Source organism: Eisenbergiella tayi, assembly GCF_001881565.1.
Classification (GTDB): Bacteria; Bacillota; Clostridia; order Lachnospirales; family Lachnospiraceae; genus Eisenbergiella; species Eisenbergiella tayi.
Map to the genome: position 1 here is coordinate 482,622 of NZ_MPDJ01000001.1, position 25,510 is coordinate 508,131.

21 protein-coding genes are annotated in these 25,510 nt (G+C 46.7%); 10 read left to right on the forward strand and 11 right to left on the reverse strand.

The window, feature by feature from the left end:
- The first annotated feature begins 58 nt into the window (after positions 1 to 58).
- Both BLA28_RS02025 and BLA28_RS02030 read left to right on the forward strand, forming a co-directional pair.
- On the forward strand, positions 59 to 1,687 hold the full coding sequence (locus BLA28_RS02025) for an InlB B-repeat-containing protein (protein WP_069155823.1): 1,629 nt from the start codon (positions 59 to 61) through the stop codon (positions 1,685 to 1,687).
- A 169-nt stretch (positions 1,688 to 1,856) separates the two neighbouring features.
- Positions 1,857 to 2,717 (forward strand): alpha/beta hydrolase, encoded by an 861-nt coding sequence (locus BLA28_RS02030; protein ID WP_069155824.1) that lies wholly within the window; start codon positions 1,857 to 1,859, stop codon positions 2,715 to 2,717.
- A 71-nt stretch (positions 2,718 to 2,788) separates the two neighbouring features.
- Here the strand turns inward: BLA28_RS02030 and BLA28_RS02035 are convergent, their stop codons facing one another.
- Positions 2,789 to 3,316: an AAA family ATPase gene (locus BLA28_RS02035; RefSeq protein ID WP_141702854.1), complete on the reverse strand. Its 528-nt coding sequence runs from the start codon at positions 3,314 to 3,316 to the stop codon at positions 2,789 to 2,791.
- Between the two features lie 76 nt (positions 3,317 to 3,392).
- On the opposite strand from BLA28_RS02035, the gene BLA28_RS02040 reads away from it, so the two are divergent.
- Positions 3,393 to 4,178, forward strand: a complete 786-nt coding sequence (locus BLA28_RS02040; RefSeq protein ID WP_069152002.1) for a helix-turn-helix domain-containing protein — start codon at positions 3,393 to 3,395, stop codon at positions 4,176 to 4,178.
- A gap of 7 nt (positions 4,179 to 4,185) precedes the next feature.
- Here the strand turns inward: BLA28_RS02040 and BLA28_RS02045 are convergent, their stop codons facing one another.
- Both BLA28_RS02045 and BLA28_RS02050 read right to left on the reverse strand, forming a co-directional pair.
- Positions 4,186 to 6,027 carry a family 43 glycosylhydrolase gene (locus BLA28_RS02045; protein ID WP_069155826.1) on the reverse strand — a complete coding sequence of 614 codons (1,842 nt, stop codon included), beginning with the start codon at positions 6,025 to 6,027 and terminating at the stop codon, positions 4,186 to 4,188.
- Positions 6,028 to 6,257: 230 nt separating this feature from the next.
- Positions 6,258 to 7,421 carry a hypothetical protein gene (locus BLA28_RS02050; protein ID WP_069155827.1) on the reverse strand — a complete coding sequence of 388 codons (1,164 nt, stop codon included), beginning with the start codon at positions 7,419 to 7,421 and terminating at the stop codon, positions 6,258 to 6,260.
- A 280-nt stretch (positions 7,422 to 7,701) separates the two neighbouring features.
- Here BLA28_RS02050 and BLA28_RS02055 point away from each other — a divergent pair, with 280 nt between their 5' ends.
- The 7 genes from BLA28_RS02055 to BLA28_RS02085 all read left to right on the forward strand — a co-directional run bounded on the left by BLA28_RS02055 (position 7,702) and on the right by BLA28_RS02085 (position 12,605).
- On the forward strand, positions 7,702 to 8,028 hold the full coding sequence (locus tag BLA28_RS02055) for a nucleotidyltransferase family protein (protein WP_081329802.1): 327 nt from the start codon (positions 7,702 to 7,704) through the stop codon (positions 8,026 to 8,028).
- Entirely contained in the window at positions 8,025 to 8,429 is a 405-nt protein-coding gene (locus BLA28_RS02060) for a HEPN domain-containing protein (protein ID WP_069155828.1), read from the forward strand. The genes BLA28_RS02055 and BLA28_RS02060 overlap by 4 nt, the downstream gene beginning before the upstream one ends.
- A gap of 279 nt (positions 8,430 to 8,708) precedes the next feature.
- A complete protein-coding gene (gene minC, locus BLA28_RS02065) occupies positions 8,709 to 9,431 on the forward strand; it encodes a septum site-determining protein MinC (RefSeq protein WP_069151999.1) in 723 nt (240 codons plus the stop codon).
- Positions 9,432 to 9,469: 38 nt separating this feature from the next.
- A complete protein-coding gene (minD, locus tag BLA28_RS02070) occupies positions 9,470 to 10,258 on the forward strand; it encodes a septum site-determining protein MinD (protein ID WP_009251067.1) in 789 nt (262 codons plus the stop codon).
- A 14-nt stretch (positions 10,259 to 10,272) separates the two neighbouring features.
- On the forward strand, positions 10,273 to 10,548 hold the full coding sequence (gene minE, locus BLA28_RS02075) for a cell division topological specificity factor MinE (RefSeq protein ID WP_009251068.1): 276 nt from the start codon (positions 10,273 to 10,275) through the stop codon (positions 10,546 to 10,548).
- 156 nt (positions 10,549 to 10,704) lie between these two features.
- Complete coding sequence (locus BLA28_RS02080; RefSeq protein ID WP_069155829.1) at positions 10,705 to 11,844, forward strand: hypothetical protein; 1,140 nt, start codon at positions 10,705 to 10,707, stop codon at positions 11,842 to 11,844.
- A 191-nt stretch (positions 11,845 to 12,035) separates the two neighbouring features.
- Positions 12,036 to 12,605: a hypothetical protein gene (locus tag BLA28_RS02085; protein WP_069155830.1), complete on the forward strand. Its 570-nt coding sequence runs from the start codon at positions 12,036 to 12,038 to the stop codon at positions 12,603 to 12,605.
- Positions 12,606 to 12,679: 74 nt separating this feature from the next.
- On the opposite strand, the gene BLA28_RS02090 is transcribed toward BLA28_RS02085, so the two are convergent.
- The 8 genes from BLA28_RS02090 to BLA28_RS02125 form a co-directional block, all read right to left on the reverse strand.
- Positions 12,680 to 14,104: a leucyl aminopeptidase family protein gene (locus BLA28_RS02090; protein WP_069155831.1), complete on the reverse strand. Its 1,425-nt coding sequence runs from the start codon at positions 14,102 to 14,104 to the stop codon at positions 12,680 to 12,682.
- Positions 14,105 to 14,121: 17 nt separating this feature from the next.
- The gene (locus BLA28_RS02095; protein WP_069155832.1) at positions 14,122 to 14,973 is read right to left on the reverse strand and encodes a YitT family protein; all 852 of its coding nucleotides are present in this window, start codon (positions 14,971 to 14,973) and stop codon (positions 14,122 to 14,124) included.
- Between the two features lie 40 nt (positions 14,974 to 15,013).
- Positions 15,014 to 17,599 (reverse strand): transglutaminase domain-containing protein, encoded by a 2,586-nt coding sequence (locus tag BLA28_RS02100; RefSeq protein ID WP_069155833.1) that lies wholly within the window; start codon positions 17,597 to 17,599, stop codon positions 15,014 to 15,016.
- A 96-nt stretch (positions 17,600 to 17,695) separates the two neighbouring features.
- Entirely contained in the window at positions 17,696 to 18,598 is a 903-nt protein-coding gene (locus BLA28_RS02105) for a carbohydrate ABC transporter permease (protein WP_120092164.1), read from the reverse strand.
- Between the two features lie 12 nt (positions 18,599 to 18,610).
- Positions 18,611 to 19,543: an ABC transporter permease gene (locus tag BLA28_RS02110; protein ID WP_009251075.1), complete on the reverse strand. Its 933-nt coding sequence runs from the start codon at positions 19,541 to 19,543 to the stop codon at positions 18,611 to 18,613.
- A gap of 71 nt (positions 19,544 to 19,614) precedes the next feature.
- Positions 19,615 to 21,285, reverse strand: coding sequence for an extracellular solute-binding protein (locus BLA28_RS02115; protein WP_069155834.1), 1,671 nt, complete (start codon positions 21,283 to 21,285; stop codon positions 19,615 to 19,617).
- Positions 21,286 to 21,568: 283 nt separating this feature from the next.
- The gene (locus tag BLA28_RS02120; RefSeq protein ID WP_069155835.1) at positions 21,569 to 23,827 is read right to left on the reverse strand and encodes an AraC family transcriptional regulator; all 2,259 of its coding nucleotides are present in this window, start codon (positions 23,825 to 23,827) and stop codon (positions 21,569 to 21,571) included.
- 286 nt (positions 23,828 to 24,113) lie between these two features.
- Entirely contained in the window at positions 24,114 to 25,421 is a 1,308-nt protein-coding gene (locus BLA28_RS02125) for an alpha-L-fucosidase (RefSeq protein WP_044964261.1), read from the reverse strand.
- Positions 25,422 to 25,510 lie beyond the last annotated feature (89 nt).

A 25,510-nucleotide genomic window follows, 5' to 3' on the forward strand; every position in this document is an offset into this window, starting at 1 on the left:
AAATATAATACCAATATAACAAATTAAAACCTATTCCAGAAAAGAAAGGAGTACTGCTATGAAAAGATTAAAAAAAAGTCAGGCATTGATACTTTCCCTGGCCATGATTATTTCTCTTATTCCCATGGCTTCTATAAAAGTAAAAGCAGGAGTGACATGGACTCCGGAGAATACCCATGTCTCCACCCAGATGAGCCCGGGAGACCTTATCATGTATCCCCCCTTCGATGAAGATGATGATGATACCAATATGGTATACGTTACTTACAATTCTTCCAACGGATCTTATCTCGGCTCGGCATCGGATGAAAACGGGTTAGAAGTAACAGGCTATTCGGATCCGTCTACCGGAATAACTTACAGTAAATACCGTGTTACGAGCTGTAATTATGACTGGGACACCTTCAGTGTTGAACTGACCGGTATTGCACCTGTGGTACAGAAAACCCTTACCGGTATCTCCATATCCAGCCCGCCCTATAAGACCTCTTATACGGAAGGGGAATCCTTTAACCGTCAGGGAATGAATGTGGCTGCCGTCTACAGCGACAATTCCTCCTCCGGCATAAGCAATTATTCCGTCAATCCTTCCGGCGCTCTTGGCACAGGCAATTCCTACGTAACGATAAGCTACTCGGAAGGCGGCATTACCAAAACAGCCACACAGGGAATATCTGTAAAATCCAGGACAACTAATACCTATACTATTCAGGCAGGCGCAGGCACCGGCGGCAGTATTTCCCCCGCAGGCAGCCAGAACATAGCAAAAGGCTCCGATAAAGTCTTTACCATCACCCCCGCTTCCGGCTATCAGATAGACAGGGTTGTAGTTGACGGCGCGAACCAGGGAGCCATCAATTCCTATACCTTCCGGAATGTGACGGCAGGTCACTCCATTACCGCATATTTTAAGGTTTCTGCTGCCAAAACCTATCCGCTGACCGTGGCAGGCAGCTTCGCTCCCGCTGCCGGAACCGGAAATTATGCCGCGGGAACCAATGTAACCATAAATGCAGGGACAGTTCCCGGTTATATCTTTACCGGTTGGATCACCTCCGACGGAAGAAGCTTTGCCAACGCAGTGACTACCCTCACCATGCCTGCCTATGCGCTGAATATTACCGCCAGCTGGGCACCTTCCGGAAGCATAACTCCCGTCATGCAGGTAACGACCACCAACCTGAAAGGGACACAGCTCACAAGCTGGGATGCCATTGCGGCAAAACTGGATACTCTGACGGTCAAGAACCTGAATAAAACGTCATCCGCCATCCTAAATGTGACCTCTCCTGCGGCTTCCTGCTATATCCCACAGAATGTGGTTGCGCATCTGAATGCGAGGAAGGGTGTGGAACTTCGTATCAATACCGGAAGCGACGTTTCCTACAGCTTTTACAGTGATCTTGATAACTCCGCTTTTGCCGGAAGCAATCTTTCTTATACGGCCAAGACAGGAAATGTTAATGGTGTCCGTCAGCAGATCCTTGATTTTGTTGAAAAAGGCCCCATAAACACCAATATTTCCATGCATGTGAAGCTTCCCGGAGCAGTTCCCGGACAGCAGGCTTATGTCTATCTGGTAAATGCAGCGGGACAGCAGACTCTTTATCTTCCTGTTACCGTATCCGCAGACGGTACTGCAAGCTTTGCAGTGATTGCAAAAGTTAAGATGGCAATTATATATTGATTCCATGATCGGAAAATACCGGGCGCCCTTATGGGTGTCCGGTATTTTTTGTATACAGTCAATAACATAATAAATAATTTTCTACGGTTATTTTGATTATCCTCCCGCCCCTATGTTATAATAACCCCATCAGAATCAGATTTTAATTCAGTAAAGGAGGATATTAAAAATGCTGCGAATTGCCTGTAACCCCAGCCTCAAGGGCCTGTCTGTCTTCTGCCCGGGGATCGTTTATTCCACACAGACCGGTAAGGACATCACCCTGGATTTGCTCATGCCCCAGATACCGGAGGAAGGCCCTGCCCGGGCGTTTCCGCTCATTGTTTTTATTCAGGGAAGCGCCTGGCACTTTCCCGATACCAATTATGAAATTCCTCAGCTGGCTGCTTTTGCCGGGGCCGGCTATGTAGTTGCAAGCGTTACCCACCGCAACATTGAGGAAGGATGTCCAGCTCCTGCTTTCCTTCAGGATGTGAAAACAGCCATCCGCTTCCTGCGCACAAACGCCGCTCAATATCACATTGATCCTGACAGAGTATATGCGTTCGGCACATCTTCAGGCGGAAATACCTCTCTTCTGCTCGGCCTTACGGGAGACATGCCGGAATTCAGGACCGGAGAATATCCGGATGTTTCCGACAGCGTAAATGCGGTTATTGACTGCTTCGGCCCTGCAGATTTATGTGCCTTTCCGGATCCTCCCGAAACTTCGGAAGCATGGGCGGAAACAGAAGCACTGTTCACCCTCTTCTGCGGCGGAACTCTTGATAAAGAGCTTCTGCGGAAAATGAGCCCGATCTATTATGTGCAGGAAGGAAAATCCTTTGTTCCTTTCCTTATAGCCCATGGCGACGCCGATACCGCCGTCGATTTTTCCCAGAGCGCAGAATTGGTAAAGCGCCTGGAGGAATGCGGCGCCGATGTAAGCTTTATCTGTGTGGAAGGCGCAGTACATGAAGGAAATTTCTGGAGTCAGGAGCTTCTTGCCATCTTTAAAGGATTTCTGGATAAGCAGGCCGGACTGAAATAACCCGCCCAGGTTAACCATATAAACGCAGGAAAAGGCAGGGCGCCTTACTGTCGCTCTGCCTTTCCTATGGTTTATTCATTTGTCAAAATACCTGTGATCCACTCCTCCGCTTTCCCGGCTGTTTCCTCCGGGGTAAGATTTGTGGTATTTATCAGGGTTATGGCAGGACTGGTATTCTGCGCGTTTTTCTGCAGCCATTCATTAAAGCTGACAGAACTTTGGATCCAGCCCTCATCCGCTATTCCCCTTCCCTTCCGCATCCGCGTTTCCAGGGCTTCTGTATCACAGACCAGCGCCAGATAATGCAGATCGGTAAAATACTTCCTGGCTTCACAAACTTCAAACTGCTCCGGAATGCCGCAGCCGCACAATACCACAGGAAGTCCTGATTGGGATATATTGGCGCACATAGTCATCCATAATTCTCTGAACCTTCGGTAATTATCCTCCGGGGTATTAAATTCCTCCTTCCAGAGAATATCACTTTCCATAACGATATACTTCGTTTCCCTGCGGAAAAGGATTTCACACATGGTGGTTTTCCCCACTCCGCTGGCGCCGGAAACGATAAACAAAGGCAGTTTTTTATTTGGTTCCATTTCTATCCTTTCTTCCCCTATATGGGAATCGATGCTGCCTGCCACATAGTACACTACTTCTTTCAGGGAGGCTCTTATGAATCATATCCGCTATGTAGAATATAATGCCCGGCATGACGGCAGCTTCGTATTTGATGTCCCGGACGGGCATGACTGCTGGCTGCTGCTCATCACACATACTCCTGCATTTTTCCGTGTAGACGGATCTCTTCGGGAATACCCGGCCAAATCCGCCGTACTCTTTACTCCCCGCTCCCCTATTTATTACTGTGCCAGCGGGAGCCGGTATGAAAACGACTGGATGCGTTTTGATTCGGACGAGGATTTCGTGTCCTCCCTGCCGGTACAGGGAGTTCCTTTTCCTCTGCCGGACGCAGAATACTGCCATAATCTCATTCAATTGCTCACCTGGAAAAATTCCTTTCCCGGCAGAAATAATGAACGGGTTGTGGAACAGCTTCTCCAGCTTCTTTTTTCCGAACTGCAGGAAGCTTCCCAAAGCAGCGCCGACTCCTTTTCCCAATCACCGCATTATCATGATCTGATGAACCTGCGCAAGGCTGTTTACAACAGTCCCCAGCTGCCCTGGAATGTATCCGGAATGGCGCAGCAGCTTCATCTGAGTGAAGGCTATCTTCAGGTGATTTATAAAAACACTTTCGGCATTTCCTGTATGGAAGACTGCATCAAGGCCCGCATAAGGCTGGCCGAGGATCAGCTGCAGTATACGACCAAAACCATAGCCTCCATTTCGGAATTCTGCGGCTACCATAACGTGGAGCATTTCTGCCGGCAGTTTAAACGCAGTACCGGAAAAAGCCCCCGCGCATTCCGTGAGAAAGGGAAATCCAGGCCTTCATGACTTCTGCTTACTTTACCACGACATCCATGGAAACCTCTGTCAGTCCGGGAGCCAGATCCTTCTCTTCCGTCAGATCCAAAACCGGATAACCGTCCGCTCCGAAATGTACCCTGCGTAGGCCTGAGCTTCTTGGCCCGTCCACTCCCGGCTTTCCGTGATAAGCGTTCCATACCAGTCCGTCCTCATCCATTATGTAGGAGTTATGCCCTGTCCCATACTCACCCTCCTTGCTCCTGGAGGACATCAGCGGATAATTTTCTTTTATCCAGCTTTTTGGATCCAACAAATCCGCTTCCGGATCCGCGCTCAGAAGCCCTACCACATAGGTACTGTCCACCGCCGCGCTGGAGAAGGTCAGGAATATCTTTTTCTCCGTTATCAGGGCAAAAGGGCCTTCGTCCACAAAGGTATGATTATTCGCCCAGCCATACTCCGGCATGGAAAGCAGAATGGGATCGCTTATCAGCTTCCATGGCTCCTCCGGATTCAGCTCCGCCATATACAGCCATGCCCCCTGATCCACCGGCTTGAACTGACGCTGGGACCATACCGCATAGTACCGTCCTGCCACCTCGAATTCCGTCATATCCAGGGTAATCCCTTCTTCCCCGTACAGATAACTTCCGTCCTTTTTCACCACCCTTAAAGGCATTTCCCAATCGCCTGCCTTCATGGGATTTCCATTTTTCTTAAGAGCCATGACATGACACTGCTCCTTTTCAAATTCCCCGGGCGTTCCCGCATGGAAGATATACAGCCGGTCACGGATGATATGGAATTCCGGCGCCCAGAGAAGATTGCCCAGATGGGGGTACATGGAGGTATCCAGTATTTTGATTTCCTGGGCCGTAATCAGACCGGGAATGGTATCCGCCTCACGGATGTAAAGGGAATGATTGTTGTCAAAATCATTGGTTGCAATAAAATAATACTTTCCTTCCCATTTTCCGATACAGGGATCGGCACGGTGCCATGCCACAGGGAATTCATAATGATCCTGATGCACACGGCCCGTTATCCGGTATGTCCCGGGACGGTTAAAATCCACCTCTTTCGTATACCAGTCCACTCTCTTCTCCACACTGGTTCCGTCACTATATTTTGCAGTGGCTTTTATCTCTTTCAAATCTTCCGGAGACGATGCACTCACTCTTTCCGGCACCTCATTGGCAATATTCTCGGGAACCAGGAACCGGCATTTCAGCCTTTCCGCCACAGCTTCCTCCACAGAAAGAAGATTCCCCGGCAGACCTCCTTCCGGACAGTCCTCCCTATCGGAAAAAAAGCTGTCACGGATATCTGTTTCACCTGCCGGCAGACAGCAGCTCTCTGCTTTTCTCAGTTCCTCATCGGTCAGACCGGAAACCCTGCATGAAAAACAGCCGCCCTCTTTATCCTTCCACTTCAGCAGATAAACGCAGTTAACTTTATCATAGGAGCATACCGCATCTTCAATGGTTTTCCCCATTCCCAAATCCAGAAGCCCCTTCTCCTGGTATCTCACCAAATCCGCAGAGGTAAAAAGCAGCAGTTTTCCCTTTGCCGATTCATCGTCACTGCCGTCGGTTTCGATCCTTTCAGCGATCACACCGAACGTACCATCCGCCATTTCAAAAAGGCAGGGATTTTTCAGGCTCTTTGCATGAAGGGTACCATCTTCCCGCTGGACCGCCTTCGCATAAAGAATGCCTGAATTATGATTCAGCGGGACAAAGCTTCCTCCGTCCTCACGCAGTGCAAGATGCATGCTGCAGGCCAGCTTTTCGGAATAAATGCTGTCCTCTTCAGGTTTTCTGGTGTAGCATAACAATTCGTATTTCTTCCCTGCATTTTCCTGTGTTGTTTTCATGTGTACCTTCTCCTTCTGCAAATATCTATATTTTATTTTAAAACAGATTAAATCTCAGGGTGTCCATGAACTTATTTTTCCACATGGCAGGGTGTAAAACAATGATTTATCCTCAGTAAAAATTGATTTATTCTTATATTTGTGAATACTCTTCTCTTTCTGATTTTTTCTCAGGCACTGCCTCCCGTTCTTGCTTCCGGAAATTTTTCTGATACCAAAATTTCCCTCATTTAAATCGAAGACCACCGGAGATAAAAAAGAAATAAATTATCCTGGATATGAATAACATCATCTTTCCATTCAAAAACCTGATACATAGGTCCGTAGTCGGCCAACATTTTCTGCCAGTTTTTTAACGCGTCCTTGACTTTCTGCATCGCGATTTTAATGCTGTCCAGATTCTTCAGTATTCTTTGCAGCAATTCTTCCATGTCAATTTCAACGAGCGGAGGATTATCCGCCAAAACCTTTAATATCAGGCTATATACATCCCTTTGTGATTTATCAGTCAGATTATAGCGCAGACGCTTTTGCCCTCTTGTCGGCGGTCCGGCTTTTAAAACTCTTACAACATCTCCATAAGGCAGATTTGTACAAGTGAACCTGCAGCTGTCTTCAATTACATCCACAGAGATTTCAGGATTATCTCCCGGCAGCAAACCAATATTTAAACAGATCGACTGCATAAGCTGTGGTGAATGATTACTTTCCAGCGCCATCTTTTCAATCAATTCCTCATCTACGGAAATTTTTAATGCCTGAAACCCTTTTCTTGCTATTTCCTGTAATTCCTGTGACTTCCATGGTTCGATTTCAATTACAGATATTCTCCCTGTCAAATCGGGATTCAGACGAATTGCATCATCGGAACGATAGGGCAGAGAAATAATCACCGCTTTAAATCCCATTCGTATAACTTCTTTTAACTGACAAGCTATATCATACTGTATTTCCGGAGATGCATAATGAAAATCATCCAATACAAATACTTTGTGATTTTCTTTAAAATATTTTATTACTTTATCTTTATTACCGAAAAAGTTCTTTTTAACAATTGTTGCCCTTTGTTCATTTTCTGATAAATCCATATTTTCTTCGCTTATTTGAGCATTCATGGAAAGTCCGGTTTTTTTCCCGATTGCCCCCCAGAAATCAGCTGCTCTGGCAAAATCATTACCAGACATGGAAACAATATTTTCCTGCCCTATTACATTCTCACACAATACAATTTTTTCGGTTTTTGAAGGCCCCGCAATATAAGTTAAATATCCGTCTATTCTAAGACTTTGCTGTAATCTTTCTTCATATGTATATTTTGTCTCTCCTGACTGCCTGGTAACATATGTCAAATCAGGATAAGTTCCGGGTTTTAAACACTTCTGCATATCTTTCATCCACTTTCATCACCCTTTCTGTTATAATTTATTATAGTAGGACACGTTTATAGACCTTTTAATACCTTTATTAGTATTACTTTTCTTTCCTATATTCACCAATCTTCTCCCTCCTTTCCCAAAAAATCCGCTCCAAAAGCACTGGCTTTCCATTCAACCATCAATCTTTTGTTATTCGGACAGTTTCGGACAGTTTTTTCGATTTGTAAAAGTGTACAAAATTTCTTGATTAGGTTATAATATAATTAGTTATCTAATAAGTCAAAGGAGGATTGCCACAATGACTATTTCAGATATTGTTTTAGAATTTGCCACGGATTTGAAGACGATTTTAGGGCAAAACCTATCAAAGATTATTCTGTATGGCTCATATGCCAGAATGGATTATGACGCATCCTCGGATGTTGACCTTATGGTACTAGTAACACTTTCAGATGAAGAAATTAAAAAAGTTGAAAATCAAGTTTTTGATTGTGCTTTTGAACTAGAGATGAAATATGGAGTGGATATTTCTCCAATTATTAAAAACGAAAGGCATTATGAGTATTGGGTTGATACACTACCCTTTTATCGTAATATCCAGAAGGAGGGGGTAGTTGTTGCATGACGGAAAAAGAGAAAAGCCTTGCTGTTTACCGGTTCATGGAGGCTAAAGAAACATTAGTAAGTTCCAGGTTATGTTTTGACAATAAGTTATATAAGGATTCCATTAACCGCTCATATTATGTGGTATTCTATGCGATTAAATCAATACTGGCATTGGATTCCGTAGATTTTAAAAGACATAAAGTTGCAGTAGGCTATTTTAACCAACATTATGTTGCCACTGAAATCTTCCCAAAAGAACTGGGAAAGAAAGTTGGCAGATTAAAAAGAAAAAGAGAAGTCAGCGATTACGACGATTTCTATGTGGCTACATTAGATGAAGCCCATGAGCAAATAAACACTGCAGAATACGTACTTAGTCAGGTAGAAATGTATTTAAGTGGAAAGGGTGTTATTGATTGAACCACGCATACTACACGCGGCATTCAAATCCCTGGACATACGATCAATAACCTGAGATTATACCGTCTTCACCAGTCCATTTTTTACTACTGTAATTCAAACCATATCATTTCCTAAAAGCAAATCAAGTTATGTTTCCTTTTCACAGGATTTTTATCTGCACCCTCTCCCCACATTTTTCGACATTTTACAAGAAAAATTGCGAAAACAGTTTGCATATTCCTCAATAACCGGTATAATTGCAAGAGAAAGAGTCCTTTTGGATAAGTTGGAGTTGATATGACAAAAGAATTGGTATTAAAACGCAACAAATACGGAATCAACCTCATTTTGGACAAGGATACCCCTTTCCCAAAACTTCTTGAGGCAATTACCGAAAAATTCAAAGAAACCGGCACTTTTTTTAAGGATGCAAAAATGGCAGTATCTTTCGAAGGAAGAGAACTGACTCCCGAGGAAGAACAGCGTATTTTAGATGTTATTACAGCAAATTCTTCCATTCAGATCGTCTGTGTCATGGAAAACGGCACCGCTTTGGAAGAAAAGATGAAAGCGCGTATCGAGGCCCGGGAAGCGGAGGCCGCCAACAGCTATCCTTATATGGAGGCGGAAAATGCGGGAGCGGATTTTTATAAAGGAAATCTTCGTTCCGGACAGGTTCTGGAAAGCTATTCCAGCATCACTCTGATCGGAGACGTTAATCCGGGAGCCAAAATCATTTCTCAGGGAAACATCGTTATCCTTGGTTCCCTGAAGGGTAATGCACATGCAGGCGCCACGGGAGACAGCGGCTGTTTTATTTTTGCGTTGGAAATGAAGCCTATCCAACTGCAGATCGGAGAATATATAGCCAAAAGCCCGGATAAGGAAAAGGGAGGAAGAGGTCTGCGTAAACGGGAAAGTACCGCTGCCAATGCCTATTCTCCCCAAATTGCCACCGCCAAAGAAGAGACAATCTGCATCGAGCCCGTTACCAGGGGCCGTTTGAACAATTTGTTTTAAACCACAGGATGAATTTATATTTTAGGAGGAAACAGGAAATGAGCGAAGTTATTGTTATCACATCAGGAAAGGGCGGTGTAGGCAAGACCACCACAACTGCAAATGTAGGAACCGGCCTTGCCATGCTGGACAAAAAAGTAATCATGATTGACACCGATATAGGTCTTCGGAATCTGGATGTAGTCATGGGACTTGAGAACCGTATCGTATACAATCTGGTTGATGTGGTAGAAGGTAACTGCCGCCTGAATCAGGCTTTGATTAAGCATAAAAAATATTCCAATCTGTGCCTTCTTCCTTCCGCGCAGACGAGAGATAAAGATTCCGTTTCCCCTGAACAGATGAAGGAACTGATCAATCAGATGAGGGAACAGTTTGAATACATACTCCTTGATTGTCCCGCAGGTATTGAGCAGGGCTTTAAGAATGCCATCGCAGGTGCGGACAGGGCTTTTGTAGTCACCACTCCTGAGGTATCCGCTATCCGTGATGCCGACAGGATTGTAGGACTTCTGGAGGCCAATGAAATGAGCCGTATCGATCTGATTATCAACCGTATCCGTATGGATATGGTAAAACGCGGAGATATGTTAAAGGTGGAGGATGTGAATGATATCCTTTCTCTTCCTCTTATCGGCGTGGTTCCCGATGACGAACAGATCGTGGTATCCACGAATCAGGGTGAGCCTCTGGTTGGAGGCGCAAGCCCTGCAGGACAGGCATATCTGAATATATGCAAACGTATTTTAGGTGAAGATGTGCCGTTTCTGGATTTAGACAAAAAAGGGATGTTATCTAAATTTAAAAATATGTTTAAGAAAAATTAGGGGGAAATTTTATTATGGGATTAATGGATCTTTTCCGTAAGAAGTCTTCCGGGGATATAGCGAAAGATCGTTTAAAACTGCTGCTGGTATCTGACAGAGCCAGCTGCTCCCCCGAAATCATGGAACAAATAAAGAATGATATTATCGAAGTTATATCCAAATACATGGATATTGATCCCCAGGGCCTGGATATCCAGATTACCGAGACGGAATCCGAATCCGGCAACGGGGTGGTTCCGGCGCTGTTTGCCAATATTCCTATCAAGGATCTGAGGCACCGCACCAAATAAGGAAATATGTATGGAATATGACACGGATGCAGTGATTACAGGCTGTATCCGTGTTTTTTTCATCGCAAAAGCTTATGCTCCTATGGTATAATTAATCCGGTTCCCTTTCATGGATTAATGTAATCTCTGGCTACTATGAACGGCGGTAAAAAATTTATGAATTTGACAAAATCAATCGACTTCCTCCTGGAAAACGCAGGCCCGGTGATCAAATACAGGCTGCGCAAAGAAATCCTTCATGACTTAGATAAAACAGAAGAAGAAAACCTGCTGGAGCAGATTTATCAGACTCCGCATTTTAAGCTGCTGCAGACCTATGTCAAAGCGGACGGATATATCGGAAACGGAGCGCACAGCTGGGATAACTGGCGGGGCACGGTACTCCATGAGACGCCTCTGCAGGACGGGGAGACTGCCGCAAGGCTGCTTTCTTATTATGCCATTCCGAAAACACACCCACTTGCCGCCGGTTTTGTAGCGGCCATGCGTGATGAGGATACACTGCGAAAAGAATTTTCCTACATCCCGCCGGAGGCAGTGCGCTATGAAAATCGTTTCCACGGAATCCGAAGCGGTTTCTGCCTGATGATTTTAATATATACCATGCAGGCCATGCTCGGTTATGGCGATGACGATTATGTAAAGCCTTTTCTGGACATTTCACTGGAGGCGTTTAAGAGCATACTGCCGCTCTCTTCGCTCAGTGAAATTACTAAGGAACGCCGTAATGGGACAAGGTACGCCTATCCCTATATAGAAGAAAATACAAGCTTTCCCTGTCAATATCATCTGACGGCGCTGGCCTATACACAGACGTGGCGTACGCCGGAAAATATACAGTTGATGGCCGACGCGCTCAATCATTATAATGCAATTCTGAGCGGCCCCAATCCTATCCATGTCAAAATCGGCACGAAATATTATGTTCCGTTTCCGCTGAATATACAGAACAGCCCGATCAGGCCGTTCCATCCTGACGTAATCGACAGCATAACTTACCGCCGTCTTCTGACGGAAATAGCCATGCTTGGAACTGGTGAAAGGGTTGAAGTCATAAAAACATCCATCGTAAATGTGGAAAATGCCATAGGCAGCGACGGTATATTGAAAATGAACTTTGACCGGCCGCACAATAAGCGTTATTCACCGAAGAGAATAGAATATCCCACGCCTTATGTCGATGTCAGGCTGGAACCGGACTATAAACGTAAATATGCCCTTGCATGCGATTTAACCTTTTGGGCAGTACAGTTTTTATATCTCTGTGGTGCCGCCCAGTCAAATTCCCCGTGCTGACGCGCCCGCTCGTCTCATTGCCCGCAGAAATAAAATCAGGAATGTTTTTCTCTGTCTTTATGCACATAAAAAATGAAAATCAGTATTCTTATACACATTTTATCCGGCTGTATTAGAAAAACTTTAGAGAATAAAAAGGTACAATAGTCAAAGTAAGAATACAGGATTGATTTTACTAAAAGGAGAGAAAAATGAAAAGAGAACTATTGTTACTTTGTATGCTTCTATTGTTCGCCTTTGCGTCCGGCTGCGGAAGCCGGAATGCCCCTGCGGCTGCTTCATCGCCGGAGACAGCCGAATCCATAACGGTGGAAACACCGGAAGCCCCGGTTTCTGCTTCCGCCACCGGCGATGAAACCATATCTTCCGAAAAATCTCCGGAAGCAGAGGCAGACGATTCACAGCCGGAAACTGCTTCCCAGGATACCAAGGATACGGATTCCCTATTTTCCGATGCCGATCTGGAAGGATTTATTACAGAATTTACTGATGATGGTTTCCGTGTGTCTGTCGTTACCAAAACCTACGACCAGGACAGCGGACTGATCGAAGTTTCCTCCGGAGAGGAGGAGGCCTCTGTTGTCTGTCAGCAGAACACCTTATATCAGCGCCTGGAAATGGATCATTCTACGGAAACCCGGAATTCCCTGAAAAACATTTCCCAATCCGACCTGTCAAAGGACGATAATCTGCTTATATTCGGCAGTCAGCAGAACGGTGTATGGCAGGCGGAAAAAGTGATTGCCGTTGTATGGAAATAATGATTCCGCATATTCTTTTATGTACAAAACCCCCGGCAGCGGACTGCAGGGGGCTTTTCTATGAAATCTTATCTTTATCCTTCATTCTGAGCTTCCTTCATCATATAATACAGAGAGGTTACCCCTGCGCCGGTAGCGCCTTTGGACTCAAAGGCAAAGGACGGCGTATCACACCAGGCCGTGCCTGCGATATCCAGGTGTATCCATGGTTTTCCTTCGCAGAATTCCCGGATAAACAGTCCCGCCGTAATGGAACCGCAGCAGTCGGCGCCCACATTTTTCACATCTGCCACATCACTTTTTATCATCTTCCGGTGTTCCCGTCCAAATGGGAAACGAAGATATTTTTCAGCGGAATGGACAAGCCCTTTTTCGAACAGTCCATAAAAATGGTCGTCATCGGACATAGAGCCGGCAATCGTATAGCCCAGAGCGCTCCATACCGCACCGGTTAAGGTAGCGATATCCAGGATTTTTGTTATTTTCTCATCCTTTATCCCGTAGCTCACGGCATCGGACAGCACCAGCCTCCCTTCCGCATCCGTGTTCAGGATTTCTATGGTCTTTCCGCCATAGCCGGTAATTACATCGCCGGGCAGAAACGCGGACTGGGAAATCCGGTTCTCACAGAGAGGCAGGCAGGCGGTAACATTCACCTTCAGCTTACCGGCCGCGATGGCATGCATGGCTCCGGCCACTGCCGCCGCCCCGGCCATATCCCCTTTGATGCCGGCCATGGACTTGCTGCCCTTTAAGCAGTATCCGCCCGTATCGCAGGTAACCCCTTTCCCGATGAGTCCGTAAATTTCATCACTTTCCGGATTTCCCCGGTAGCGCAGGATAAGCAGGCAGGGCGGATATTCACTGCTGCCGCCTATTCCATACAGGGCTTCCATCCCCATTGCCCTCAGCTGACCATAAACAAACGTCTGGGCCTCTATTTCCACATCCTTCACAAAGCCGGTAATACAGCGGTCAAAGTCCATGGGACGCAGATGGTTTCCGGGCGTATTCACCGTATCTCTGGCAAACCGGATCCCCTTCACCAGCTCCTCCGCTTCCGCAATCAGCTCCTCCATATCTTCCATATCGCTGATTCGTTCCAGCTGAAAGCTGCAGGCGTCATCCTCTTCTTTTCCTGTAAAGGAATAGGTATAGCTGCCCAGCTCCAATCCCATGACGCTCTGGATCACCGCGTCCTTACCCAACACTTCCGCAAACCGGGATATATCCACGGAACATTCCCTTATTTTCATTTCCCTGCACTTCGAAGCCGCGGCAGCCAGGATTTCCCTGACCTCCAGAAGCCCCAGCTCCTTTTCCTTACCGCAGCCCACCAGAAGAAAGGCCTGTCCCTGAAGGGGCACAAATAATGTATCCAGATATTTTCCTTCGAATACCTCTTCCAGCCCCAGCCGGTAGCTCCTGATATGGGCATCCTTTTCCCATGCAAAATCAATAAAAAAATGTTCATGCTTTCCTTCTGTTATACTAACCAAGTCTTTTTCCTCCCCATTTACAGCATTCGCCCAAAGCTCTTGCCTATCACGTCACTTGCCTCCGCAACAATAATCAGGGCCGACGGATCCACCTGACGGATTTTATCCCGGATTTTCATGCAGTCGGCCTTTCCTGCCGCTCCCAGAATCACTCTCTGCGTTTCACTGGTATAACCGCCTTCTCCCTTCAGAATCGTAATGCCCTTCTTTTCATCAAGGAAAACACAGCGCACCTTATCCGTACATTCACTCATCACAATGATCAGATCCCTGGAATTGGCCTGGTTCACCAGCTTGTCCATAAAAAGCCCGGAAACATATACGGTAATGACCGCGTAAAGGATACTGTCTATATTCCGGTATACCAGCCCGGAGGCCAGGACGATCACCATATTGATGGCCGATACCAGCGTCCCCACCTTCAGATGCGGGAAAATTTTCTGCAGAATAAGGCCGATCATGGTAATCCCGCCGGTATCCGAGGTTCCCAGATACACCATGGCAAGCCCGCTTCCCATAAAAGCTCCCGCAAAAAGAGCCGCCAGCAGGGCGTTCCCCTGATAATGAGGCAGCACGGGAGCCAGAAGATCCGTCATCAGCGACAGCAGTATTATGCTTGCCGCCGCCTTGGCAACAAAATTTCCCGGAAAAATACGTTTCCATAAAACAATGGCAAGTATGGGGAAATTAAACAGGGAGCAAAATACACCCATAGGGAACCCTGTCATATAATTTACCAGGATGGCAATACCGCTCGCGCCGCCGGGAGCTATCTGTGCCGGCGCCGCGAAGCTGCGCATTCCTACGGTATATAAAAATATTCCGGTTATATTCAGCAGTATCACTGCCCTGACATCTTTTTCTCTCACTTCTTTTTATGAACCTCCGCTTAAACGATGCCCCTGTGGATCATCTGTTTTCCTGAAGGGACAGAATTTTAAGCATCAAGTCCACACTGCCCACATTATAGCCGCTGCTTGCATAAATTCCCGTCATACCAGCCCTTGTGACCGCCAGCAGCGGAAGCTTTTCCGGATCCACATACATTCTCCTGGCCACAGGCTCCGCCGATTCTCCCTCCGGATCATACACAACGGTGACTGCCGGTATTTTCTCCAGAGTCCTGCTTACGGTTTTATTGGAAAGCGCTTCTTTATCCCTTACAATAAACACAAGCCTTACCCCGCTGTCCGTCATGGCATTCCAGTCTCCGGCCCGTTCCATCAGCTCATTCAGCACATGCTCGGTAGGCTCTGCGCCTTCCTCCAGGAAACAGATCACACCGTCGGCCCCCTTCAGGATATCGCCGGTTTTCTGCCGCTCCCCTGCGCCGTTTGTCACCTCAAATTCCGGGATTTCATTTCTGACCAGCATATCCTCTATGCTGCCTTCCCGCAGGCTCACAAAAATCTCCTTTTCTTCCCCTTCCTTCACAGCAAAAATCCGCTGGGATGCATGCTGATTGCCATTAGGCATGCGGGCGGTGGTAATCAGGCGGTAAATACCGGCCTCAAGCTCCAGCCTGCATTCCTTTCCGTCAAAGCGGAGTCCCTCATAATCCAGCGTGGCAAAACGCATTCCCTCCAGCTTTCCGATGGTCCATGTCTGGAAATAGATCCATTTTCCGCCGTCCTCCGCCTGAAGAGTCAGCCCTGCCTTCCGGCCTGCTGCCTTTTCGCTCTCTGCCTCCTGCTGCTTTCCGGGTACGCGGAATCCGTCACTTCCCAAGTATTCCGCTTCCTGTGTCACCCGGTTCAGCCGGGCCGGGATACCCAAAGTCCGGCAGATCGCCGCAAACAGGATTTTCCTGCTTAAAGGATTCCCCTGCCTCAGCTTCAGGCAGCCCACAGGAGACGCACATATAGTCTCATAGTCAAATTCCGGTTCATAGCCGATATTCTGCTCTATGTATCTCCATACACTTTCCGGATCTTTTATAAATCCTTCTTTCTGCCCATCTGTAAAATATCCGCGGATAAAGGCTCGGTAAGGTGTCAGCTCTTCATAATATATTCTCGGACAAAGAAGGTATTTCCGATAGGTTTCTTCCTCCCAGGTTCCTCTCACTTCGCCTGCATAAATCAGGGCATCTTCAAGCACTTCGGCTTTTGCGTCCTTATAATCCTTCTGGTTCAGGCTGTGCAGCAGCGCTTTTCTGTCCGGATTGGCATCCTTTTCCAGAAAGCGGTAAAGCTCTTCAAAGTTCCCTGCGGCAAGCTGCAGCAGTTCCTTTTCTTCCGGATATTTTTCTGCCTTCTCTTCGTTATAAAAGGCCTGAATCCGCTCTTCTCTGAGACGGTTTGCAGCCGCCAGCTTTTCTCTTTTTTTCTGTTTCTGTTCCGATGTCACAGTTCCGGGATTGACCGGATAATCCTCCGGCGCTTTTACCTCTTCCGGCGTCCAGATATCCGTCAGCCAGTCCGTCCCCGCGATATCCGTATCCAGCAGGATTTCAGCCCGATCCTGATTCGCCGCAGAAACGAGGGCTTCTCCAAACCAGCCGTCAAGCATGGCCCTGATATGGATGTCTCCGAGTCCCATGGTGAGGCTTACTTCCCCTTTTTCATCCGTCCGCAGAGTCGCTACACTGCAGTATTCAGCCATATTCAGAATCTCAAAGGAAACCTCCGCGCCTTTGGCGGGCTTTCCTTCCCGATCCCTGACCGTCACCGTCAGCTTTAACGTTCTGGCATAAGTGGATGTATTATTGTAGAAATAAGTCACGCCTTCTTTCCCGATGCATTCCTCAGCCATTTCCCCTGTAAAGTCGGAGAAGTTACGGCTGTGCACAAGCAAGGCCCTGCTGGATGCATGGGAAAACCATCCCTTATTCAGGATTTCCTCCGGCTCGCACGCTCCCAGGAAATACCATTTTCCGTTCAGCCATACCTCCACCCATGCATGATTATCATCACAGTGGGCCCATCTGGGGGTATAAACCTGTCTGGCAGGTATGCCGGCACTGCGGAACGCGGTTACCGCAAAGGTGGACTCCTCCCCGCACCGTCCCTTTCCGCTCCGGTAAACGGTCATGGGAGAAGCGGTTCTCATATCCGACGCCTGATAAGCGGCATTTTCCGCACACCAGTAATTTATGGCGAGCACAGTCTCCCTGAGGCGATCGCCGCCGCATCCCGTTTCCGGAAGCAGGTTCTTAATCTGTTCATAAAAAAAGCTTCTGTTTTCACTGATATCCTCGGAATTGATCCGATAATAAAGAACATGGTTTACAAAAATATCCTCCGGCAGGGCCGCACACCAGTCCTTGTTCTCCCTGAGCCAAAGGGCATGCTTCACAAAGCTTAAAAAGGTTCCGAACTCATATTCCCCCGCATCCCGCAGAGGCATGGTGCCGTAAAAGAATTTCATCAGCACGGCTTCATCCGGCGTACAGCTCCATAATTCTTCCTCCGGAATGCAGCCCGCCGCTTTCAGATACGGCAGCCTTTCCCCGTACTTTTTTTCCGCATAATCCTTTAAGTGATTTGACAGCATCTTTCCTTTCCCTTCCTTTTTACCGCCATGTATGGCAGCAGTCCGGGACTTCCTGAACTGCTGCCATATATCTGTCCTTTGCTCTTATGCCTGCGATCATCCCTTGACCGCCCCGATCATAACGCCCTTTACAAGATGCTTCTGGATTAACGGATACAAAAGCATTACGGGAAGCGACGCCACGACAATGGTGGAGTATTTCAGCAGCTCCGACATTCCCTGCAGCTTGGAAACCGCGGAAGCGTCCGTCACCTGGGTCATGTCCACCTGGCTCATAATGAGGATTTCCTTCATCACTATGGTAAGGGGCTGCAGATTATCCTTATACAGATACAGCATGGCATTGAAATAGTCATTCCATCTGACGACGCCATAGTACAGCGTGAGCACCGCAAGAATGGGCTTGCTTAAGGGCACCACGACGCTCAGCATATAGCGGAACGGCGTGCACCCGTCCATCTGGGACGCTTCATACAGCTCATCCGGTATGGAATTCACAATATAGGTCCTGCAGATAATCATGTTGTAGGTAGACATCGCCATAGGAATGATCATGGACCATCTGGTATTTATCATGCCGAGTTTATTCACCAGGATATAAGCGGGCACCATACCGCCGCTGAAATACATGGTAAAAACAAAAAACATGGACAAAAAGCCTCTGGCGCGGAATTCCTTTCTGGAAAGCGGATAAGCGCACAGCATGGTCATGACCAGATTCAGCACCGTACCTACAATCAGGTAAAATATGGAGTTTGAAAAACCGGTAAGGATCTTCTTGTTTTTAAATACCGCCGCATAACCCTTTAATGTAGGATTGACAGGGAACAGAAAAACTTTTCCGCTGACAACGGCCTGTGGATCGGAAAAAGATGCGGCAACAACATAGACAAGCGGATACAATTCTATGATCAAAACAAGCATCAGCAGGGAATAATTGACAATGGTAAAAACCCTGTCCCCTGTACTCATCTGACGGAACTTTGATTTCTTCATCATTCTCTTCCCCCTTTACCACAAACCGGTTTCTGTAAGCTTTTTACAGATTTGATTGACGGCTACCAAAAGGACGAAGGATACCACAGACTGGAACAGACCTGCGGCCGTGGAAAAACCAAAGTTGGAATTCACTACACCCACCTTATACACGAAGGTGGAAATAACCTCTGACACGGAGGTGTTCAGTGAATTCTGCATCAGATATATTTTATCCATACCGATATTTACAATATTGGAACAGCTGAATATCAGCATGATAACAATGGTGGGAAGGATACAGGGAATATCCACATGGATAATTCTCTGGATTCTGGTGGCTCCGTCCACAATGGCCGCCTCCTGCAGTTCCGGGCTCACGCCGGAAAGGGCTGCTATGTAAATAATGGAAGAATAGCCTGCCGTCTGCCATACGCCGCTCCATACATAGAGCGAACGGAATAGCCCCGCATCTCCGAAGAAGTTGATGGGGTTCATCCCCAGCTTCTGTAGAATCATATTGATAACGCCGCTCCGCAGATCCATCATCTGCATCATCATACCTACTAATACTACCACAGAAATGAAATAAGGGGCATAGGTAATCATCTGAATTGTTTTTTTATAGGTCTTATTTCTGATTTCGTTGATACCGATAGCCAGCAGGATGGGGATAGGGAAATTGACCACTAATGTATAAATTCCCAGAATTACCGTATTCTTTATAACCGTGACACTGCTGGTCGATGTGAGAAACTGTTTAAAATATTTTAATCCGACCCAATCGCTTCCGAAAATTCCTTTACGGATACTGTAATCCTTAAAAGCGATTACGATTCCCCCCATGGGAATATAGGCAAAAACAATCGCATAAATTACCGGCAGCGCTATAATTGCCCAGAACTGCCAGTTGGATGTTCTCATTTTACTTTTTTTCCTGGCGGGCACGGCCCCTGTTTTCCTTGACATACAAGTCCCTCCTTTTGATACGGCTGCCCGCCAATCAGCGGACAGCCGTAATCTGCCTTCTCCTGTTTAATTTACTTATTTGCCCTGTCATAAGCAGTCTGGTAAACATCCAGAAGGGTGGACAAACCTGCCTTATCCATTGTATTCAAATAGCTGTCCCACTCAGCGTCAATATCCTTTGCCCCGGTCATAAAAGCTACGGAGTTTTCTTCGATGATCTTTTCGATTTCAACCGCTATGGTAGAAACCTCGGTGCTCTCTTCATCCGTTACCTTTAATTCATTCAGGTTAATGATATTGCTGCTTGCCCCATAAGGCTCATATAATTCTTCCGTGGCATCGAACAAGAGTCTTTCCAGTCCTTCCGGTGCATACGGATCCACATCAGCATCAACGGCCTGTCCCAGACGGTAAGCTTCGGGAGCCACACGGATACCTACATCCTGCCAGTCATGGTTCTGGGCTTCTGCGGAATAAACATTCAGCACTTCATATAAAGCGGGTTCCCCGTTCAGGCCAACCTTGCCTTCCGGATTCAGAACCCAGTCGGTTCCTTCATCCGCGCCGTACTGGGAACAAAGATCCCCTGTTTCGCTGTAGAAGGTATCCACCCAGCGGAGAGCGGCTTCCACATTTTTACAATTGTCGGTAATACATACCGCACCGGAGCTTACGCCATAGTTCGGCATGGTCCATGCAATTTTTGTTCCGTCCGGGCCTTCAATAGGGGCCATGCAGGAATAATGTCTGTACAGTTCATTATTGGATGCCGAGTCAATCGCATCTGAAATCGTTCCGGATGTAAAGAACAGTACCGGTTCATCCGCCTGATTAACCAGAGTCTTCATCTGCTCACCGGTCTGGGTGAAGTCGCCGTCATAGATAGCGCCCTTCTTATAAAGTTCGTTGATAAATTTCAGGCCTTCCTTATATGCATCGCTTGTAGCAACGCTTACCACTTTATTCGTATCCGAATCCAGGGCTATGTAATCTCTCACATTAAAGGTTTCCGACTTGATGGGCACAAAGGTATAGGCTCCCATCAGCCAGTCCTGCATACGTGAAAACCAGCCTTCCTGCGCGCCGGCCACTGCAATGCCGTCCGGCTTATATTCCAGGAACTTGGTGCATACATCCATGAATTCCTCAGTGGTAGTCGGGATTTCACATCCTATCTGATCCAGCAGGTACGTATTTACCCACATTTTCCTTGCATACTTACAATGATAACAGTCATTGATATTGGCCATGGAATAAATTTTCCCGTCGGTTTCACGGGTCACGCCCAGATCATAATCTCCCATAACCTTCAGATAATTAGGAACATTTTCTTCCGTCAGATAATCATCCAGGGGAATGAAAATGCCTTCCTTAACACCATACTTGGCAATATTGGGGCTTACGCCGAAAATAATATCCGGATAGTCGTCGGACTGCAGGATCATATTCAGTTTTTCTTCCCAGTCATCACGTCCGCCGGTCACGAAGCTCATATGGATTCCCGTCTTTTCTTCCATATACTTTGTGAAATCGTTGGTCGCAAAATCTTCCACGTTCGGCATGCTCATGGTGAACATGGTCATATCAATGGTACCGTCCTTTACAATAGGATAGGTGCCCGCATCATTTAATTCAACGGAGGCGGAGTCTCCTCCTTTGGAAGAACCGCAGCCCGCCAGCAGACCGGCAGACATTGCGATCGCTGTTCCGAAAACAATCATCTTTTTCAAACTTTTTATCATATTTTACCACCCCGTATTATGTATCTGAAAACAAATACATAGATACTTTCCTCTCCTTAAGTTTTGGTTCATGCCGCATGAAATTGTTGAATAACGCTTTGAAAATCTCCCGAAATTAAAGATGATGTCCAAAATGACGGATTATTAATTTGGAGCGCCCCATTAACCTGTCAATTAGCACATCATTCTTTTCTTTTCATATGTTATTTTATCCAACTTGCTCACTAATGCGCAACATACAATCTTTGATTTCACCAGACATTTTTTCAAAGTGCCCAAAACTTCAAAATCTTTTCTGATAATCGCTGGGCGCAACGCCCACAACACGCTTAAAAGCCCTCCTGAAAGAATAGTCACTGCTGTATCCCACAGCCGCCGCAACATCCTGTACTGCCCTTCCTTCTTTTAAATATTCCTGTGCACAGCGTATCCTTCGTATCTCCAGATAGGAGGAAAAGCTGACACCGAACATTTTTTTAAAATCACGGTACAATTTTTTATCCGGTATGCCAAGCCAATCGGCCACGATTACCAGGCTGAAATCGTCCCGGGAAAAATCACGTTCTATTTTTTCTTCTATTTTCTTTTTCAGTTCTTCATCCTGATCATCTGTCTGCTCTTTTTTGTCGGCAAAATAACGCCACGTGTCAAAAATACATCGTTCCATATCGGAGGCGGTTTTGACATGCTGCACCTGATTCATGATCCTGACAGACTGCTCCCCGCCGCACTTGTCGTCCAGACAGCGCAGGACAATGCAGCGCAGCAGTTCCAGGTTCTGTCCCATAGGCCCGCTTCCGGGTATCTTCAGGTAATTATCCATCACCTGCTCCATCAGTTTGCACAGCTGCTCCTCGGTACCGCCCTTTATGGTATTTTCCAGCTGCATTTCCAGCTCCACGGGAAATACCACATGCTGATGCCGGGGAATATCCTCCAGGATAAGAGGCATTCTCATCTTATAATACTGGGCATATTCGCAAATCCTGCATACATGCTCATATTCCTCGGAAACCGCAAAGGGCGAATCCGCCGGATCGCTGATTCCCGTATATATATTAATGGGAAACTGGCTGTATAAGGCGTAATTCACCTTTTCAAACAGCCGTTTGAGATCACGGTTTTCCAGCCCGTCCTCCCCGCAGGGAACCACGAGTATGTACGAAAACGGTTCCATATTGATCATCCAGTAACAGCACGGCAGACACCGGGTCAGTTCCTCTTTCAGCGCCTCCTCAAGAATCTCCGGGGACTTCAGCATTTCATGCTTTTCGGAATCTCTCATCACAAGCTTAACCAGAAAGCACGGAAGATTTACCGAAAAGGTAATTCCCATGGTTTCCATTTCATTCTTTATCTCTTCCTCAGAATCATAGCTTCCGTAAAAAATTTTTCTGATAATTCCGTCTCTTGCCCACTGATACTGCTTATCCACAGTGGTCTGCAAATCCTCCACATGCTCCAGGACCCCGCCGAAATTCTTCCATATGTCGGTGGGCTTTTCCTGATATGTTACTTTTTCCGGATATTTTTCAGTGAACTTAACATACCGCTCTATCACCGGCCTGCGGCTGTTCCAATACCAGAGGCATATGGCGACCCCAATCAAAACAGACAGGATGCAAAGCAGTAGAATCACATATTTTCCGGGACCGATTTTGGAAAGCAGCTCTTTTCTGGGAATCACGGTAATTAAAGACCACTGATTATAATCGGTGGGCACCTTATTTATAGTAACGGAGCCGGAGCTCCAGCCAATTTCCTCCACATAATCCTTCCAATACCCATTTTCAGGAACCGGCTCCTCTCCCCTGTCATGCTGGGCATAGGCATACAAAACATCACCGTCGCTGTCGGTCAGGAAAGCTACCCCTTCATCATTTCCCAGGGTGCTGTGCAGCAATGTCTTGATCTGTGCCTTGTCTATCTCAATGACAACAATACCGTCCTCTTTTCCAAAGCCCTCATAATTAAAGTTCTGAAGGATGAGAAAGCTCCCCTGGCCTTCGTCGCTCTTATCATATACCAGATTATTCGGCCCCAGCTTATACAGCTTATCCATCAGAGTCTCATAGGTTTCGCTGTTTCTCACTATGGCTACCGTTGACATCCCTCTTTCATTATTGGGAATCACCTGGGGAATCTGGATCATATAAGTATCCCCTGCCGGAAAAATGCAGATCGTTTTCACAAACCGGTTCAACAGGGCATAATCAGGATAGGACTTCGCCAGCTCATATACTTTATAGTAATGACCTGTTCCCAGAAATTCACTTCTGTCATCCATATATTTTTTAAGCTTACTGTCACTGCTGATATATTTTCCGATATTCGTCAGCTGATCCAATTCCTTGTTAAAGGTCACCGCTGCCTCTTTTGACAGATTCTGAGCCTTTTCCTTCTGGATATTCAACAGGGCATCCTGCATTGTAATATAAATCACAATAATAGCAACTGTCGGCGCCAGAATGATCGCCAGATACGAAAAAAGCAGCCGCATGGAAGCTGTCCGCATTTTGGGTATTTTCAGATATTGTTTCATGACACGCCCACTTCTTCCTGTGTAAATTTTATTTTACGGATCCGGTACTCGCAGAACCTGAAAATAAAAAGGCCGTCCGTACACGGAAAAAGCATAAAAGTATCTTGCTTTTTCCGTATCCAGGCTGCCACATTACTGCCTCTATTTCCTCATCATATGTTCCAATCCCATATAATTCCAGCTCTGCTCTGTATTTTTCCTAAAACAACCCCCTGCAAAATACTGATACCTTGTACATTATACAATAACTATACAGGAATTGGTAGATATATAATCCTTTTTTTCTTTAATCTTCCATTTCCACTTTCAGCACATAATCGGTGCTGTCAGGGAGAACAGGGTTCGGGCCCAGATCTGCGAACACAATATCCGGATAATCACTGTGTACCCAGCTTGTGGAAACCGGAAGCTCATATCCGTCCGCCAGAGCACGGATCCCCTTTACCTTTGTTTTGTCGAGGCCTATAAGAGGAACCGGGCCGATTGTATTTTCATACATATGGAAGTAGTAGGTATTCCCTTTTCTTGTAACCCGTCCATAATCGGGCTTGGGAACATCCGCGATCCCACAGCCGTAAATACTCTCCTTGTTCTTTTTCATCCAACGCCCGATTTCCGCCAGAATCTCCACCGACTGCGGAGGGAAGTTCCCATAGGCATCAGGGCCCACATTCAGGAGCATGTTGCCGCCTTTGGAAACACATTCCACCAGCTTCTTGATGAGCATGGGAGCGGGTTTGTAGTATTGATCCGTTCCGCAGTAGCCCCAATGATTGTTCATTGTCACACAGGCTTCCCAGGCCAGAGGATTTCCTTCTATGTCCGCAAGGCCTTCCGGAGGGATAATCTGCTCGGGACTCACGAAGTCGCCATGATAAGGAGTGGGATTGCATTCTGCCAGCGAACCTCTTCCTTCCCCGCTCACTTCAAGACGATTGTCTATGATCACCTGCGGCTGCAGGGAACGCACCATATTTATCAGCTTGGTGGCTCCCCATTTTTCTCCCCTCATATCATCGTAGGAAAAATCAAACCAGAGGAGATCCAGCTGTCCGTAATTGGTACAGATTTCTTCCACCTGTTTATGCATGTAATCCACATAACGGCTGAAATCCCGGTTCTCATTTCCGCATTCCGGATGATTGCGCATGGGATGATTCCTGTCCTGATAATGAGGATAATCTTCATGATACCAGTCAAGCAGAGTGAAATAAAGGCCTACCTTCAGCCCTTCCGCACGGACTGCATCCACATATTCCCGCACCAGATCCCGCCCGGCCTTTGTGTTGGTTGCCTTATACTCCGTATATTTGCTGTCAAACAGACAGAATCCGTCGTGGTGCTTGGCTGTCAGAACCATATATTTCATTCCGGCTTCCTTTGCCATGCGCGCCCATTCTTTCGGATTGAAGTCTCTGGCGTCGAACTCCTCAAAATATTTCTGATACTCTTCTTTGGTCATTTCCTCCGTGCTGCGGATCCATTCGCCGCGGGCGGGAATGGAATACAGGCCCCAATGGATAAACATACCGAATCTGGCATCCCGGTACCATTCCATCCGTTTGTCATACTCTTCTCTGTTAAACTGATACATAACCTCTCCTTCCCTGCGTGCCCCCTTACCCCGGCCTGTCCGTCCGAATGCAGCAGACAGACCGGAAAACATCGCAGTTATGTGATATT